This window comes from Pseudomonas oryzihabitans (assembly GCF_007665395.1).
Lineage (GTDB): Bacteria > Pseudomonadota > Gammaproteobacteria > Pseudomonadales > Pseudomonadaceae > Chryseomonas > Chryseomonas psychrotolerans_C.
Genome location: NZ_VDND01000001.1, coordinates 561,876 through 575,598, shown reverse-complemented (window position 1 = coordinate 575,598; position 13,723 = coordinate 561,876). Strand labels below are relative to the sequence as shown.

Below are 13,723 nucleotides of genomic sequence, written 5' to 3'. Positions count from 1 at the left end.
GCCGGACTCAGGCGTCCAGCTCCAGATCCAGCAGCGCCGCGCCCAGGCCCTTGCCGTGGGCGTCCAGCGCCAGCGAACGGGTGACGCCGCCGCGCAGGGCGCCGGGCAGTACGAAGTTCAGCGCGCCCAGGGCGGGTAATTCGTAGCGGCGCACGGGGCCGGCGTCGGCCGGGCGGCTATCGGCGAACCAGGCGGCGACGCGCTCCGCGGTGAGCGCCTGGCGCAGGCGCTCGAAGTCTTCGCGGCGATAGGCGATCACCGCCATGTTGGAAATGTCCCCCTTGTCGCCGGTACGGACGTGGGCGATTTCGCGCAGTTTCATGGCAGCGTCTCCAGCTCCAGGGTGGGGGTGACGGCCGCACGCGGCCACAGCAGCGAGGCCACGGCGATGACCTCGCGGACCGCCTTGGTGGCGCCGCCACCGCCGGCCGGGCCATTGGTGTAGAGGGTTTCCACCTCGTTGCCGATCTGCACCGCCGCCGCCCGGCTGGCGCAGCGGCCGACCACCCGCAGCCGCACCTCCCAGGGTTCGCCTGAGGCCCTGGCCGCCAGCGTTTCGCCATGCAGGGCATCGCAGCCGATCAATTCGCAGCGCAGTTCTTCCACAGCTACGCCACAGAGCTGCAGACGCTCCCGCACGACTTCAGCGGCCAGTCTTGCTCGGCCGACAGCGCCAGGACCGGCGTAGGAGAGCTGGCCTTCGCCATGCCAGCCGTCGCGATAACCCACCGAGACCTTGAGCTGTTCCGGGCGCGGCTTGCCCCGGGCCCCGCTGACCGCGACCCGGTCGGGTGCGGACTGCTGCAGGGCGACGTCGGAAAAGTCGGCGGTGACGTCCGGCGTCAGATAGGCCGCCGGGTCGTGGACTTCATAGAGCAGTTGTTCGGTGCAGGTCGCCGGGGTCACGCAGCCGCCGGAGCCGGCAACCTTGGTGAGGGTCGCCTGGCAGTCGGCGTTCACCTCGGCCAGGGGAAAGCCCAGGCGCGCGAGGTCGGGGACGTCCTTGTAGCCGGGATCGGCGAAGTAGCCGCCGGTGACCTGGCCGGCGCATTCCAGCAGGTGGCCGACCAGGGTGCCGCGTCCGCGCCGTTCCCAATCGTCCGCCGCCCAGCCGAATTCATGGACCAACGGCGCCAGGAACAGCGAGGGATCGGCCACCCGCCCGGTGACGATGACATCGGCGTCCGCTTGCAGCGCCTGGACGATGCCTTCCACCCCCAGGTAGGCGTTGGCCGAGATCAGTCGGTCGCCCAGCTCGGCCAGGGTCTGGCCGTTGTCCAGCCGGGCGTCGGCCGGCAACTGGGACAGCACATCGTCGCCGGCCACGGCGGCGATCTTCAGACCACCTATGCCCAGCTCTCGCGCCAGGGCCGCAACCTTGCGCGCCGCGGCGGAAGGATTCGCCGCGCCCATGTTGGTGATCACTCGCAGCCGTGGTTGCCCGGCCTGGCGCAGCAGCGGCAGGATGCGGCGCATCCTGGCCTCCAGCAGCGGATCGAAACCGGCCTCGGGATCGGCCAGCCGCGCCTGTTGCGCCAGGGCGATGGTGCGTTCGGCCAGGCATTCGAAGACCAGGTAGTCGAGCCGGCCGTGCTCGGCCAGCTCCACGGCGGGTTCGATGCGATCGCCGGAATAGCCGGCGCCGCAGCCGAGGCGAAGAAGACGGCTCATCTAGAAGACTCCCAGGAGCAGGGCGGTCAGGGTCATCAGCACCGAGGCCGCGAACAGGAAGGGGATGGTGAAGCGCTGGTGATCGGCCAGGTCCAGCTTGCACAGGCCCACCAGCAGGAAGGTCGCCGGGGTCAGGGGGCTGACCGGGAAGCCGGTGGTGTGCACCCCGAGCAGCGAGGCCTGGGCCACCTGCACCGGATCGACCCCCAGGTTGCGGCCGACCTCGGCGATCACCGGCATGACGCCGAAGTAGAAGGAATCCGGATCGAACAGCAGGCTCAGCGGCATGGACAAAAAGCCCACCACCGCCGGGATCAGCTGGCCATGCCCGGCCGGGATGCCGGCCACCGCCACCTGGGCCATGGCCTTGAGCATGCCGCTGCCCTGCATGATGCCGGTGAAGACGCCGGCGGCGAAGAGGATGCTGGCCATGGTCAGGGCGGTCTTGGCGTGGGCGTCGATGCGCGCCTTCTGGGCGTCCACCGAGGGGTAGTTCAGGCACAGCGCGGCCACGGTGCCGAGCATGAACATCACCACCGGATCGACCCAGCCGGCGATCATCACGCCCATCACCACCAGGGTCAGCAGCAGGTTGATCCAGAAGCGCCCTGGGCGACGCAGGGCACGCTCGGCCTCGCTGAGCACCCGCTCCGGCGCGGCGCCGGCGCCACCGCCGGCCAGCCAGGGCGCCTGGCCGGCCAGGGTCAGGCGCTTCTCCTCGCGCCGCCCGAGCCACCAGGCGCTGGCGAAGACGAAGGCCAGCGGGATCAGCGGCTGGAACAGATCGGCCACGGGTACGTGCAGGGCGGCGGAGGAGCGCAGCACCGGCCCGGTCCAGGGCAGGAAGTTGACCCCGGCGGCCATGGCGGCCACGCAGGCGAGGATGCGCCGGTCGAGCCCGAGGCGGGTATAGAGCGGCAGCATGGCGGGGATGGTCACCAGGAAGGTCACCGCACCGGAGCCGTCCAGGTGCACCAGCAGGGCGAGCAGGGCGCTGCCGCAGATGATGCGCGTCGGCCGGGTGCCGACGGTGCGCAGGATGCGGTCGATGATGGGATCGAGCATCCCGGCGTCGGTCATGATGCCGAAGAACAGGATGGCGAAGACGAACATGCCGATCACCGGGGCGACGCCCTTGATGCCGGCGATGATGAAGGCGCTGGTGCCCAGGCCGAAGCCACCGATCAGCGCCGCGGCGATGGGGATGACGATCAGGGCGACCAGGGGCGAGACACGTTTGCTCATGACGGCGACGAGCAACGCGAGAATGGTGACGACACCGAGCAGGGCGAGCATGGCGGACTCCTTGGACCGTGGCGCGGCAGGCGGGCGCACGGGAGGTTTTGTTGTTGTAGGTCCAGTATTCGAAGACGTCCTATGTCCTGTAAATTGGAATCTTCCGAAGCAGCGTTCAGAAAAACAAAATGAAGAATCTGCTCCAGCACGTGCAGGCCTTTCTCGCCGTGGCCCGCCAGGGCTCCTTCGCCCGCGCTGCGGAGGAATTGCATCTGTCACCCCCGGCGCTCACCGTGCAGATCCAGCAACTCGAAGCCTGGCTGGAGGTGCAACTGCTGGAGCGCACCCCGCGGCGGGTCCAGCTGACCACCGCCGGGGAAGAACTGCGCGGACCCCTGGAGCGCATCCTGGTGGACCTGGGCGATGTCCAGACCCACGCCCGGGACCTGGCCGGCCTGCGCCGCGGGCGGATCACCCTGGCGGCCTTGCCGTCGTTTTTCATGGGGCCCTTTCCCGGATTGCTGAAGACCTTCCAGGTCCGTCATCCGGCAATCGAGGTCCGTCTGCAGGACGTAGTGGCCGGCCGGGTCGAGGCGCTGGTCAGGGAAGGGCAGGTGGACCTGGGTATCGGCGTCCGCCCGCGCGCCGTGGGCCTGGACTTCCAGCCGCTGTATGTCGACCGCCTGCAGCTGTTCGTGCCCCGTGACCATCCCTGGGCAGGCCGCAGCGAAATCACCCTGGGCGAACTCGACGCCGTGCCCTTGCTGCTGACCGGTCGCGACAGCAGCGTGCGCGAGTGCCTGGACTTCGCCTTCGCCGCCGCCGGCCTGCGCCTGGTGGCGGCGCTGGAAGCCAACTACATGAGCACCCTGTTGGCCCTGGTGGCAGCTGGGCAGGGCCTGGCCCTGCTGCCGGAATCGGCGGGTGGTGAGGCCCCGGTGGTGGCCCTGCCGGTCCGCGGCGAGAGCCTGGCCCGGCCGCTCGGCATCCTGACGCCCACCGGTCGCAGCCTCACGCCGGCGGCCCAGGCCTTCGTCGCCTTGCTTACGGAGCGCCTGAGCAGGACGGACTGACGGGCCGCAGCGCTCGACGACGCCCGCCCATCCGGGCAAGGTGGGCAGCTGTCTTCCACCGTCCGCTGGCCGCCATGTCCGATACCGATGAGCTCACCCTGCGCAAGCTGGAGATCTTCCTGGCCTTCATGCGCAGCCGCAACCTGGCGCGGGCCGCCGCCGAGCTGGGCACCAGCCATGTCAGCGTGCACCGCGCCATCCATTCGCTGGAGAACGCTCTGCGTTGTCCGCTGTTCAAGCACGAGGGGCGCACCCTGACGCCGCTGGACGGCGCCTTCGTGCTGGAGGCGCGGGCCGAGCGACTGCTGCAGGACCTGGCGGAGACAGTACGCCTGACTCGGCAGGCGGCGGGCTTTTCCGCCGATCGCTTTCGCCTGGGGGCGCTCTATTCGCTGACGGTCAAGACCGTGCCCCAGCTGATCATGGGACTCAAGCTCAGGCGCAGCGAACTCAATATCGACCTGGTGCTGGGTTCCAACGCCGACCTCGCCGAGCAGCTGCACGACTTCAAGCTGGACGCCATGCTGGTGGCCCTCGACGACGCCGTGGTGGACGCCGACTGCGAGAGCGTGGAGCTGTTCAGCGACGACATCTTCCTGGCCGCGCCCAGCGATTCGCCCTTTGCCGACCAGGCCGAGGTGGACCTGCGCGACCTGGCCGGAGTGCCGTTCGTTACGCTCACCCAGGGCTTCGCCACCTTTCGCGACGGCCGCCAGGTGTTCGCCCAGGCCGGCTTCGAGCCGGAGGTGATCATGCAGGTCAACGACATCTTCTCGCTGATGAGCATGGTCAGCTCCGGGGTGGGCTACGCGCTGCTGCCGGGGCGGGTCGAGGCGGTCTACCAGAACCGCCTCAGGCTGCTGCCCCTGGCCGCGCGCTACCGGCTGCAGCAGCGCATCGGCGCGGTCTTTCTGCGCAGCCGCGAGCGCGACCCCAACCTGCTGGCCTTCGTTGCCGAATGCCGGATGTACGCGCGTGCTTAGAGCAGCTAGTAAAACGTAGCGAGCGGCTGTCAGGCGGGTGCGCGCGGCGCGCAGGAAGCGGACCGGGCTCGCGCACGAGTGTACGAGCGGTACATGAGGATTCCGAGCACTGCACGCGCCCGTCTGGCGGACGCGCAGTAGATTTGCTAGTTGCTCTTAGCCCACCAGCGCCCGCACGCAGAAGTACAGCAGCGACGGCCCCAGCAGGCAGCCCAGGCCGGTGTGGAAGGTGGCGGTGAGGGCGCCATAGGGCACCAGTCGCCGGTCAGTGGCGGCAAGGCCCGCGGTGACGCCGCTGACGGTGCCGGCCAGGCCACCGAAGACCATCGCCGAGCGCGGGTTGTCCAGCGCCAACAGCCGCGCCGACGCGGGCGTCGCCACCATGACGATGATGGCCTTGATCAGGCCGGTGGCGATGGACAGCGCCATGACGTCGGAGCTGGCGCCCAGCGCGGCGCCGGTCACCGGGCCGACGATGTAGGTCACCGCCCCGGCGCCTATGGTGGTCATGCTCACCGCGTCGCGATAGCCGAAGGCCCAGGCCACGGCGGCGCCGACGATGAAGGGCAGCACGGTACCGAGCAGCAGGGCCAAGGCGCCGATCATTCCGGCCTTGCGTGCCTCGGTGGCCTGCACCTCGAAGGCGGTGGCCACGATGGCGAAGTCGCGCAGCATGGCGCCGCCCATCAGGCCGATACCAGAGAATAGTGCGAGGTCGGCCAGGCCCTTCTGACCCCCGGTGACGGTCCCCCCGACCCAGGCCAGCACCAGGCCGATGACGATGGCGATGGCCGAGCCGTGCACCCGGCCCAAGGTCAGCCGGCGCGAGAGGACCACCGAGACCCACATGATCAGGCCGATCAGGGCAAAGGCCGCCACCAGGCCGTTGTGTTGCAGGGCTTTCATGACGATATCGTTCATCTCAGCGACCTCCCGCCGGCGCGGCCTGGGCGACTGCCGGCGCAGGGGCTACCGGCTCGTCCGGCAATGGCGGCAAGGGTTCGCCCCGATGGCTGCGGCTGATCAGGGCGATGGTCGCCCCGCACACCGCCACGGCCCCCACGGCTGCCAAGAGTGCTACCGGGCCACCGTGCAGGGCAGTGACCACGTTCTGCTGGGCGGCCATGGCCACCACCACCGGGATGTACAGCGCGCCCCAGAAGCCGACGCCGAATTCGCATTCCTTGCTCATGCCGCCATGGCGCTCCATGTAGAGCCGCGCGCAGATCAGCAGGAGCATGGCGATGCCCACCCCGCCGACATTGGACTTGACCCCGAGCAGGACGCCCAGGAAGTCGCCGATGATGACGCCTGCAAGCATGCAGACGGCCAGGAGCGCTACACCGTAGATGATCATTGTTATTGTCCTCGGTTGGGCTTGGATGGGGTAAAGCCTGGCACCGCCCTGGCTGTTACTCCCTCTCCCTAAGAGAGAGGGTTGGGGTGAGGGCAGCCGCCGTGTTTGAAGGTCTCCTTGGGTCCTATATGGGTTGGGTGAAAGCCTGGCACCGCGCTCGCTTCTACCCCCTCTCCCTTTGGGAGAAGGTTGGGCTGAGGGCAGCCGCCGTTTTTCAAGGTCTCTTTTGATCCTGTGTGGGTTGAGTTGAAGCCTGGCACCGCACTCGCTTTAACCCCCTCTCCCTCAGGGAGAGGGCCGGGGTGAGGGCAGCCGCCTCGTGCGAAAGGCTCAATCCAGTCGCGCCGCCTCCTCGCGCCGCAGCGCGTCCAGGGTGTCGGGGTGGGTATCCTGCCAGGCCAGCACGCCGCTGGCGGGCAGCACGCGCCTGGCCAGTTGGGTGAGCACGCTGCCCGGCGCCAACTCGATGGCCAGGCGCACGCCGCGCTCGCGCGCGGCCTCCAGGGTGGCGTGCCATTCGATGGGCCGCGCCATGTTGAAGGCCAGGTCGTCGCGCAACTGCTCGGCGCGCACCAGCCGCCGCGCCGAGGTGCCGCTCAGATAGGCCAGGCGTGGCGCCCGCAGCTCGACGCCGGCGAAGGCCTGCTCCAGGGTCGCGGCGGCCTCCGCCAGCAGCGGGCAATGGGAGGGCACGCTCATGGCCAGGCGCTTGGCCGCCGCCGCGCCCTGGGCGCGCGCCACCTCGGCCAGCGTGGCCAGGCCCGCGTCGCTCCCCGCCACCACGTATTGCTGCTCGGCATTGGCATTGGCCAGATAAAGGGGCGCGTCAGGACGCTGGTGGTCAGTGACCAGCTTCTCGACCGCGCCACGCCCCAGGCCAAGGATCGCCAGCATGCCGTAGCCAGACGGATAGGCCGCCTGCATCAACTCGCCGCGGCGGGCCACCAGGCGCAGGGCATCGGCGAAGTCCAGGGCCTCGGCCACCACCGCGGCGGCATAGGCGCCGATGGACAGCCCGGCCACCAGCTGCGGCGCCGGTCCGCGATTCAAGAGCAGGCGCGCGGTGGCGACGCCGGCGATCAGCAGGCAGAGCTGCACGGCGCGGGTGTGTTCCAGCGCCTGGGCGGAGTCCAGGCTGAGGGGATCAATGTCCAGCACCGCGGCGGCTTCCGCCAGCGTCCGCCGGACCTCGGCGGCGTCGGGCAGAGCGTGCAGCATGCCGGGCCGCTGGGCGCCCTGGCCGGGAAACTGGAAGAGGGTGCTCATGCGGCGTGCGCCTCCGGCCAGGGATCGCCTACCAGCCGGGGACCGGCAGCGGTCTTGAGCAGCACCTGCCGGGCGCTCCCGGCCCAGTCGGCCAGGGCCACCCCGCCGAGCGGAGTCTCCAGCAGGACGTCCAGGCGGCACAGCGCCCGCGCCTGCAGGGACGCCAGCAAGGCCCCCGCCTGGTCGCGCGACAGCGGGGCGGTGCAGCGGATCAGCAGATCCAGATCGCTCCCGGCATGCAGCGCCGGCCAGCCGCTGGCCAGCTCGTAGCCTGCGGCACCGGTGGGACCCCAGGGCAGGCCCAGCTCATCCAATAGCGGTTCGATAGCGACCAGGGTCGAGAAGACTGGCAGGTCACGGCTATCGCTCGAGGTTCTCAGGGCATCAGGTGAGAGCTGGCGCCTCACGGCAGCAGGCTCCAGCCAGGCCGCCAGGCGCTCGGCGCGGGTGGTGCCGCGCAGGCCGACCGGAATGAGGTCTGTCTCGGGCACCGCGCGGCGGACCACCACGGGGAGGTTGGCTTGGGCGACCTGGTGGGCCCAGGCGGGGGCCTCTGCGGGTAGGGCGTCCGGGGTCAGGCCCCAGAGGAGGTCGTGGGGTCTGTGTTGGGCTTCGCGTTGCTCAACCCAACCTACGAAAGTGTCCCGTAGGTTGGGTTGAGCGCCAGCGAAGCCCAACGATCCCACCATGCGCCCGCTCATCACGCGTTCCATCCCGCTCTCAGGCGTTCGCGCACCGCGCGAGAGGCCGCGCGATTGGCGCCGTCCAGTCGCAGCCTGAGATCGGTGGTACCGCTGGCCAGCACATCCGCCTGGGCGTCGGCCAGGGCCTGGCGCACCTGCTGGAGATCTTCGGCCGAGGGCTGGTCGGGCTGGGCCACTTCCAGCTGGCGCCAGAGCAGGCCCAGGGAGGCATAGCTGTCCAGGTCATAAGCCATGGGCGGGATATCCGCCGCCAGGCGTTCCAGTTCCTCGACGCTGCGCAGGGTGACCCGCGCCGCCGAGGCCTTGCCCATGGCATGCACCTGCACCTGGGGATCGCGCAGGGCCAGCAGGCGATTGGCCTGGTAGCCATGGGCGAGAAAGCCGCCGGACATGGCCTTGCCCACCAGCAGCCCCAGCACCGGATGCCCGGCCAGGCGCGCCTCGGCGTAGGCGCCGGCGGCCCCGCCCAGGGCCTGATGGATGCCATAGGCTTCCTCGCGGCGCCCATAGGCCTGGCTGGGCACGTCCACCAGGGCGACCAGGGTGCGTTTCAGGGCAGCGTCGCGATCTTCGGCTATGGCCTGCTGGATGGCCCGGGCCAGGCCCCAGCCCTCCAGCAGGCCCACCTCGCCCTGGCGGGCGCGGGGAAAGGGATTCTCGGCATCCGCCACCACCGCCAGCCAGCGCGCGGGGCGTCCGGCCAGTTCGAGGTCGGCGACGCGCAGGGAGGCGGGCAGGCCGCTGACGGTCTCGCCCTGGCCGGCCAGCGCCTGGAACCAGGTCAGGCCGCGTTGCGAGGGCTGGGTGCTCATGGCTGGTCTCCGGCATAGAGGTGGCGAACCGCGGCGGCGTCCGCCTGGGGTTCGGTATCGAGATCGGCAAGGCGTGCCAGATAACGGTCGGCTTGCTGACTGCGCAGGGGCGTGGTGACGCCAGTGGCGAACGCCTTGCGGATGACGTTGGCCACGGCGGCGCTGTCGTCGGCGACGAAGACATCGGCCAGGCCCGTGGCGACCCGCTGCTCGCCGCCGGTCAGGCTCCAGATAAAGGGGCGGTCGCGGGAGTCGTATTCCTCGATGCCGGCTTCCTGCTCGATCACCTGGGGTCCGTTGAGGCCCAGCCGCGCCTCGCGGGTGACGATCAACTGACTGCACAGCCCCGCGGCGATGGACATGCCGCCAAAGCAGCCGACGCTGCCGGCGATGACGCCGATGACCGGCTGGTAGGCGCGCAGGGCGACGATGGCCGCCTGGATCTCGGCGATGGCGGCCAGTCCCAGGTTGGCTTCCTGCAGGCGCACGCCGCCGGTTTCCAGCAGCAGCACGGCGCGGGTCGGGGTGCCGGCGAGGTTGTCTTCCAGGGCCAGCTCCAGCGCCCCGGCGATCTTGGCGCCGCCCACTTCGCCCAGGCTGCCGCCCTGGAAGGCGCCTTCGATGGCGCAGACCACCGCCGGCTGGCCGTCGATCAGCCCCTTGGCCACCACCACGCCGTCATCGGCCTGGCAGACGATGCCCTGCCTGGGCAGCCAGGGCGACATCAGCCGCTCGAAGGGCCCGACCAGCTCGCGAAAGCTGCCGGCATCGAGCACCGTACGCGCCCGTTCGCGGGCACCGAGTTCGACGAAGCTGCGGCTGTGCAGCAATGCCTGCACATCGGGAAGGGTGGCTTCAGCCATGGGTGCTGTCCTCCAGGTCGAGGGTTTCCAGACCCTGCTCCAGGCGCAGGCGCACCACGCCCGGGGTGGCGCCGAAGTCATGGATGTCCAGGGTCAGGGCCGGCAGGTCCTCGCGCGCGGCGAACAGCCGGTCGAAGAGGGCGCGCCAGCGCGGTTCGCTGCCATTGACCGAGGTGGTCACCTTGAGGGTGAAGTCGGCGCTGGCGGGTTCGAGCAGGACCTCTAGGTCCCCCGAGCCGACGCAGCCCACCAGGGCACGGCCCTGGCGGCGCTGGCTGGCCGGATAGCGGCAGGTGAAGTGTTCCATCAGAGGTCTCCAGGGAGCCGGGGCTCCAGGCGATCGACGAGAAGGGTAGCGGCCAGCAGATCGGCGGCGCCACCGGGAGAGGCGTTGGCGGCCAGCAACTGGCGATCCAGCCGCAGCAGCTGGCGGCGGCCGGCGAGACTGGCGCTGCCACCGGCGTCCAGCACCGCCTGGGCGCCCTGTTGCATGGTCGCCAGGGCGGCGGGACCGCCGCGGTGCAGCACGCAGGTGTCGTCCAGTCGGGTCATGATCGCCAGCAGGGCATCCAGGCGGGCGTTCTGCTCGCCGGCACCCGCCTGGCGGCTGGCGCGCAGTTGCGGCAGGCCGCGCTGGTGAATCGCGGGAAAGCCCGCGGCCGCCTCGGCCCGCGCACCGCCGACGCCATAGCGCTGGGCGACCCGCTGGCCATGGCTGGGGGCGGTGCGGGGTGCGTCCGGATCGGGCAGGCTGGCCAGGTGTCCGGCGGCCAGGCACAGCGCCCGAGCTGACGCCGGCCGCGCCTGCACCGCCGCCGTCAGCAGCAGTCCCAGCGCCCAGATGGCGCCGCGGTGGGTATTGATCCCGCCGGTGACCTGCAGCATGGCGGCTTCGCCGTCCCGCCCCAGGCGACCGATCAGGAGGCGCAATTCGGCGGCGGGCAGCTCCAGTTCGGCGGCTTCGGCCATGGCCTGGAAGCAGGGGCGCAGGGCCTGGGCGGAGGTCAGCATCAGGCCGAGGCTGAGATCCTGGTGGGCACCCTGGCCGCGGCGATCCACCAGGGCCGGCTTGGGCGAGAGTTCGGCTTCGTCGACCAGGGCGATCACTGCCAGGTCGGCCAGGCGTTCTGCGGGAGAGGGGGCAAGACGGGCGAGGGCGCGCATCACCAGCTCCTGAACTTGGCCGGGGGTTGATAGAGGCCGCCGGACCACTCCACCAGTTCACCGATGCTCTTGGCGGCAAGCAATTCGCGACTGGCGTCGGTGCGGCGGATACCGAGGTCCTCGGGCAGGGCCACCAGGCCTTCCTGGCGCAGGCGGCGGGCCTCGGTTGGGTCGCTGCGCAGGCCGATGGTGGTGACCCCGGCCACGGCGGCGATCATCGCCCGGCGCTCTTCCAGGGAGCGGGCGCGGTAGAGATAGGCGATGCCTTCTTCGGTGAGCAGGTGGGTGACGTCGTCGCCGTAGACCATGATGGGCGCCAGCGGCATGCCGCTCTTGCGCGCCACCTCCACCGCATCCAGGGTGTCGACGAAGGTGGGTTTGCCGCCTTCCTGAAAGGTCTCGACCATCTGCACCACCAGCTTCTTGCCACGCTCCAGCAGCGCCGGGGCGCTGTCGCCCGTCTGCTGGCGCATGTCCAGCCAGGCCGGGGTGGGATGGCGGCGACCGTGGGGGTCATGGCCCATGTTGGGCGCGCCGCCGAAGCCGGCCAGGCGCCCGCGGGTCACGGTGGAGGAATGGCCGTCGCCATCCACCTGCAGGGTGGCCCCGATGAAGAGGTCGACGGCGTACTGGCCAGCCAATTGGCAGAGGAGGCGGTTGGATCTCAGCGAACCGTCGCGTCCCGTGAAGAAGACGTCCGGGCGCTGGGCGATGTAGCCCTCCATGCCCAGCTCGGTGCCGAAGCAGTGCACGCTCTCCACCCAGCCGCTCTCGATGGCCGGGATCAGCGTGGGGTGCGGATTGAGCGTCCAGTGGCGGCAGATCTTGCCCTTGAGGCCCAGGCGCTCGCCGTAGGTGGGCAGGATCAGTTCGATGGCCGCGGTGTTGAAACCGATGCCGTGGTTGAGCGACTGCACCTGGTGGCGTTCGTAAATGCCGCGGATGGCCATCATCGCCATGAGCACGTGCACCGGCTTGATATGGCGCGGATCGCGGGTGAACAGGGGTTCGATATAGAAGGGCCGGTCGGCCACCACCACGAAATCCACCCAGTCCGCCGGGATGTCGACCCGCGGCAATTCGGACACGTCGTCCACCAGCTGGTTGACCTGGACGATGACGATGCCGTCGCTGAAGGCGGCCGGCTCGATCAGCGCCGGGCTGTCCTCGGTGCTTGGGCCGGTATAGATGTTGCCCGCGCGGTCGGCCATGAAGCCGGCGCTGAGCACCACCTTGGGGATCAGGTCCACCAGCAGCCGGGCATAGAGTTCGATGTAGGTGTGGATGGCGCCGACTTCGAGCAGGCCGTCTTCCAGCAGCTGGCTGATCCTCAGGCTCTGGGTGCCGGCGAAGGAGAAGTCCAGCTTGCGGGCGATGCCACGTTCGAAGAGATCCAGGTGCTCGGCGCGGCCGACGCTGGGCATGATCATATGCAGGTCGTGCAGCCGGGTCGGATCGACCTGGGCGAGACTGCGGGAGAGGAAGTCGGCCTGCTTCTGGTTGTTGCCTTCCAGCACCACCCGGTCGCCGGGGGCGAGCAGCTGTTCCAGGGCCGCGACGATGGACGCGGTGGGCAGCACCTTGCCATCGGCCAGCGCGGCCACCCGGTCCAGGCGCTGCTGCTTGTCGCTGCGGCGCCTGGCGATCCGAGCCGGTGGGTGGGATATCGTTGTCATTGGAGTCTCCACGAATCACCTGTCGTGGAGTCACCCTAGACCTCGCCTCCCGGGCGTTCAATCAACCTGAGGGCGGAATCGTTACGCTGAAGTTAACGATTCCGTTGATCTCAGGTGCCTGTGACCGACTCAGGTCTTGTCGACCGGAGTGAAGATCGAGGTGGTCCTGGAGAACCAGCTGGTGGGGGTCACGTCGACATTGGCGTTGTCGTATTTCAGGCTGTTTTGCACCTGCTTGAGCGTAAGGTTCGCCTGCCAGTATTGCTCGTGGCCCAGCTCCTGGTTGGCCCGGTGCACCAGGTCCAGGGTTTCCTGGGCCGGTAGCACGGCGGTGGCGTAGTCGACGTCGACGCCGGCTACCTTGAGGATCTCGCCGGCGCCCTTGGTGTCGCCCCGCTGGATCTCCTCGTTGGCCTGGGCCACGGCCTGGTTCTTGGCCGGGGTGGCGACATAGTCGTCACGCAGCGCCATGCCGCTCCAGATCGGCAGCCAGGCCGTGGCCTCGGCGTCCTGCACGGAGACCTGCATGAGTTTGCCGTCCTGACCGCGCAGGTCCCCGGCCGACTTGAGGTAGGCGGTCTTGTCGGTCTGGGCGGTCTGCAGCGCGCTTTCGGCGGCGGCCAGTTGCTGCTTGGCCTGATCGACATGGGCTTCGAAGAGGTCCTGGCGGGCGGCGACCACGTCCATGAAGGCCTGCTGGCCCTGCTGGGAGATCGCCGGCACTGTGGCGACCTGCTGGGTGGCGATGTCGGGTCGGCCGTCGGCCAGGGCGGCGGTGGAAAACACCGAGGCGATGGTCAGGACAAGGAGGCTCTTGGTGATACGACGATTGAGGTTCATGTGCTTCTCCCGGATACGAAAGTAACTGGAACCGCGGGGGTATCGGGCAGGGTTGCGCGATACCTTGGGGTCAGTGTC

Annotated in this window: 15 protein-coding genes and 1 other RNA gene; 2 read left to right on the top strand and 14 right to left on the bottom strand. The window is 69.7% G+C overall.

Annotation, left to right across the window (positions count from 1 at the left end):
* Positions 1-7 precede the first annotated feature (7 nt).
* Genes FSV73_RS02670 through FSV73_RS02660 form a run of 3 tightly spaced genes read right to left on the bottom strand, consistent with a single transcriptional unit; the run spans position 8 to position 2,967 of the window.
* Positions 8-322, bottom strand: coding sequence for an AtuA-related protein (locus FSV73_RS02670; RefSeq protein ID WP_145003438.1), 315 nt, complete (start codon positions 320-322; stop codon positions 8-10).
* Positions 319-1,671: an acyclic terpene utilization AtuA family protein gene (locus tag FSV73_RS02665; protein ID WP_145003435.1), complete on the bottom strand. Its 1,353-nt coding sequence runs from the start codon at positions 1,669-1,671 to the stop codon at positions 319-321. Before FSV73_RS02665 ends, FSV73_RS02670 begins: the two co-directional genes overlap by 4 nt.
* Positions 1,672-2,967, bottom strand: a complete 1,296-nt coding sequence (locus tag FSV73_RS02660; protein WP_145003433.1) for a CitMHS family transporter — start codon at positions 2,965-2,967, stop codon at positions 1,672-1,674. It lies immediately after the preceding gene.
* 128 nt (positions 2,968-3,095) lie between these two features.
* Between FSV73_RS02660 and FSV73_RS02655 the strand changes: the two genes are divergently transcribed.
* Both FSV73_RS02655 and FSV73_RS02650 read left to right on the top strand, forming a co-directional pair.
* Positions 3,096-3,980: a LysR family transcriptional regulator gene (locus tag FSV73_RS02655; RefSeq protein ID WP_145003430.1), complete on the top strand. Its 885-nt coding sequence runs from the start codon at positions 3,096-3,098 to the stop codon at positions 3,978-3,980.
* A 74-nt stretch (positions 3,981-4,054) separates the two neighbouring features.
* Positions 4,055-4,963 (top strand): LysR family transcriptional regulator, encoded by a 909-nt coding sequence (locus FSV73_RS02650; RefSeq protein WP_145003427.1) that lies wholly within the window; start codon positions 4,055-4,057, stop codon positions 4,961-4,963.
* 3 nt (positions 4,964-4,966) lie between these two features.
* Here the strand turns inward: FSV73_RS02650 and FSV73_RS02645 are convergent.
* The 11 genes from FSV73_RS02645 to FSV73_RS02595 all read right to left on the bottom strand — a co-directional run bounded on the left by FSV73_RS02645 (position 4,967) and on the right by FSV73_RS02595 (position 13,645).
* A non-coding RNA gene (locus FSV73_RS02645) (sX9 sRNA) lies at positions 4,967-5,058 on the bottom strand.
* Between the two features lie 61 nt (positions 5,059-5,119).
* Positions 5,120-5,884, bottom strand: coding sequence for a malonate transporter subunit MadM (madM, locus tag FSV73_RS02640; RefSeq protein ID WP_145003424.1), 765 nt, complete (start codon positions 5,882-5,884; stop codon positions 5,120-5,122).
* 1 nt (position 5,885) lies between these two features.
* Positions 5,886-6,320, bottom strand: coding sequence for a malonate transporter subunit MadL (madL, locus tag FSV73_RS02635; RefSeq protein WP_145003420.1), 435 nt, complete (start codon positions 6,318-6,320; stop codon positions 5,886-5,888).
* Positions 6,321-6,650: 330 nt separating this feature from the next.
* A complete protein-coding gene (gene mdcH / locus FSV73_RS02630) occupies positions 6,651-7,586 on the bottom strand; it encodes a malonate decarboxylase subunit epsilon (RefSeq protein ID WP_145003417.1) in 936 nt (311 codons plus the stop codon).
* A complete protein-coding gene (locus FSV73_RS02625) occupies positions 7,583-8,272 on the bottom strand; it encodes a malonate decarboxylase holo-ACP synthase (protein ID WP_260856018.1) in 690 nt (229 codons plus the stop codon). The genes mdcH and FSV73_RS02625 overlap by 4 nt, the downstream gene beginning before the upstream one ends.
* Before the next feature lie 14 nt (positions 8,273-8,286).
* Positions 8,287-9,102: a biotin-independent malonate decarboxylase subunit gamma gene (gene mdcE / locus FSV73_RS02620; RefSeq protein WP_145003414.1), complete on the bottom strand. Its 816-nt coding sequence runs from the start codon at positions 9,100-9,102 to the stop codon at positions 8,287-8,289.
* Positions 9,099-9,965, bottom strand: a complete 867-nt coding sequence (locus FSV73_RS02615) for a biotin-independent malonate decarboxylase subunit beta (protein WP_145003412.1) — start codon at positions 9,963-9,965, stop codon at positions 9,099-9,101. The genes mdcE and FSV73_RS02615 overlap by 4 nt, the downstream gene beginning before the upstream one ends.
* The gene (locus FSV73_RS02610) at positions 9,958-10,272 is read right to left on the bottom strand and encodes a malonate decarboxylase subunit delta (RefSeq protein ID WP_145003410.1); all 315 of its coding nucleotides are present in this window, start codon (positions 10,270-10,272) and stop codon (positions 9,958-9,960) included. The genes FSV73_RS02615 and FSV73_RS02610 overlap by 8 nt, the downstream gene beginning before the upstream one ends.
* Entirely contained in the window at positions 10,272-11,129 is an 858-nt protein-coding gene (locus tag FSV73_RS02605) for a triphosphoribosyl-dephospho-CoA synthase (protein WP_145003408.1), read from the bottom strand. The genes FSV73_RS02610 and FSV73_RS02605 overlap by 1 nt, the downstream gene beginning before the upstream one ends.
* Complete coding sequence (gene mdcA / locus FSV73_RS02600; protein ID WP_145003406.1) at positions 11,129-12,805, bottom strand: malonate decarboxylase subunit alpha; 1,677 nt, start codon at positions 12,803-12,805, stop codon at positions 11,129-11,131. Before mdcA ends, FSV73_RS02605 begins: the two co-directional genes overlap by 1 nt.
* A 129-nt stretch (positions 12,806-12,934) precedes the next feature.
* Positions 12,935-13,645, bottom strand: coding sequence for a YfdX family protein (locus FSV73_RS02595; protein ID WP_145003404.1), 711 nt, complete (start codon positions 13,643-13,645; stop codon positions 12,935-12,937).
* Positions 13,646-13,723: the final 78 nt, after the last annotated feature.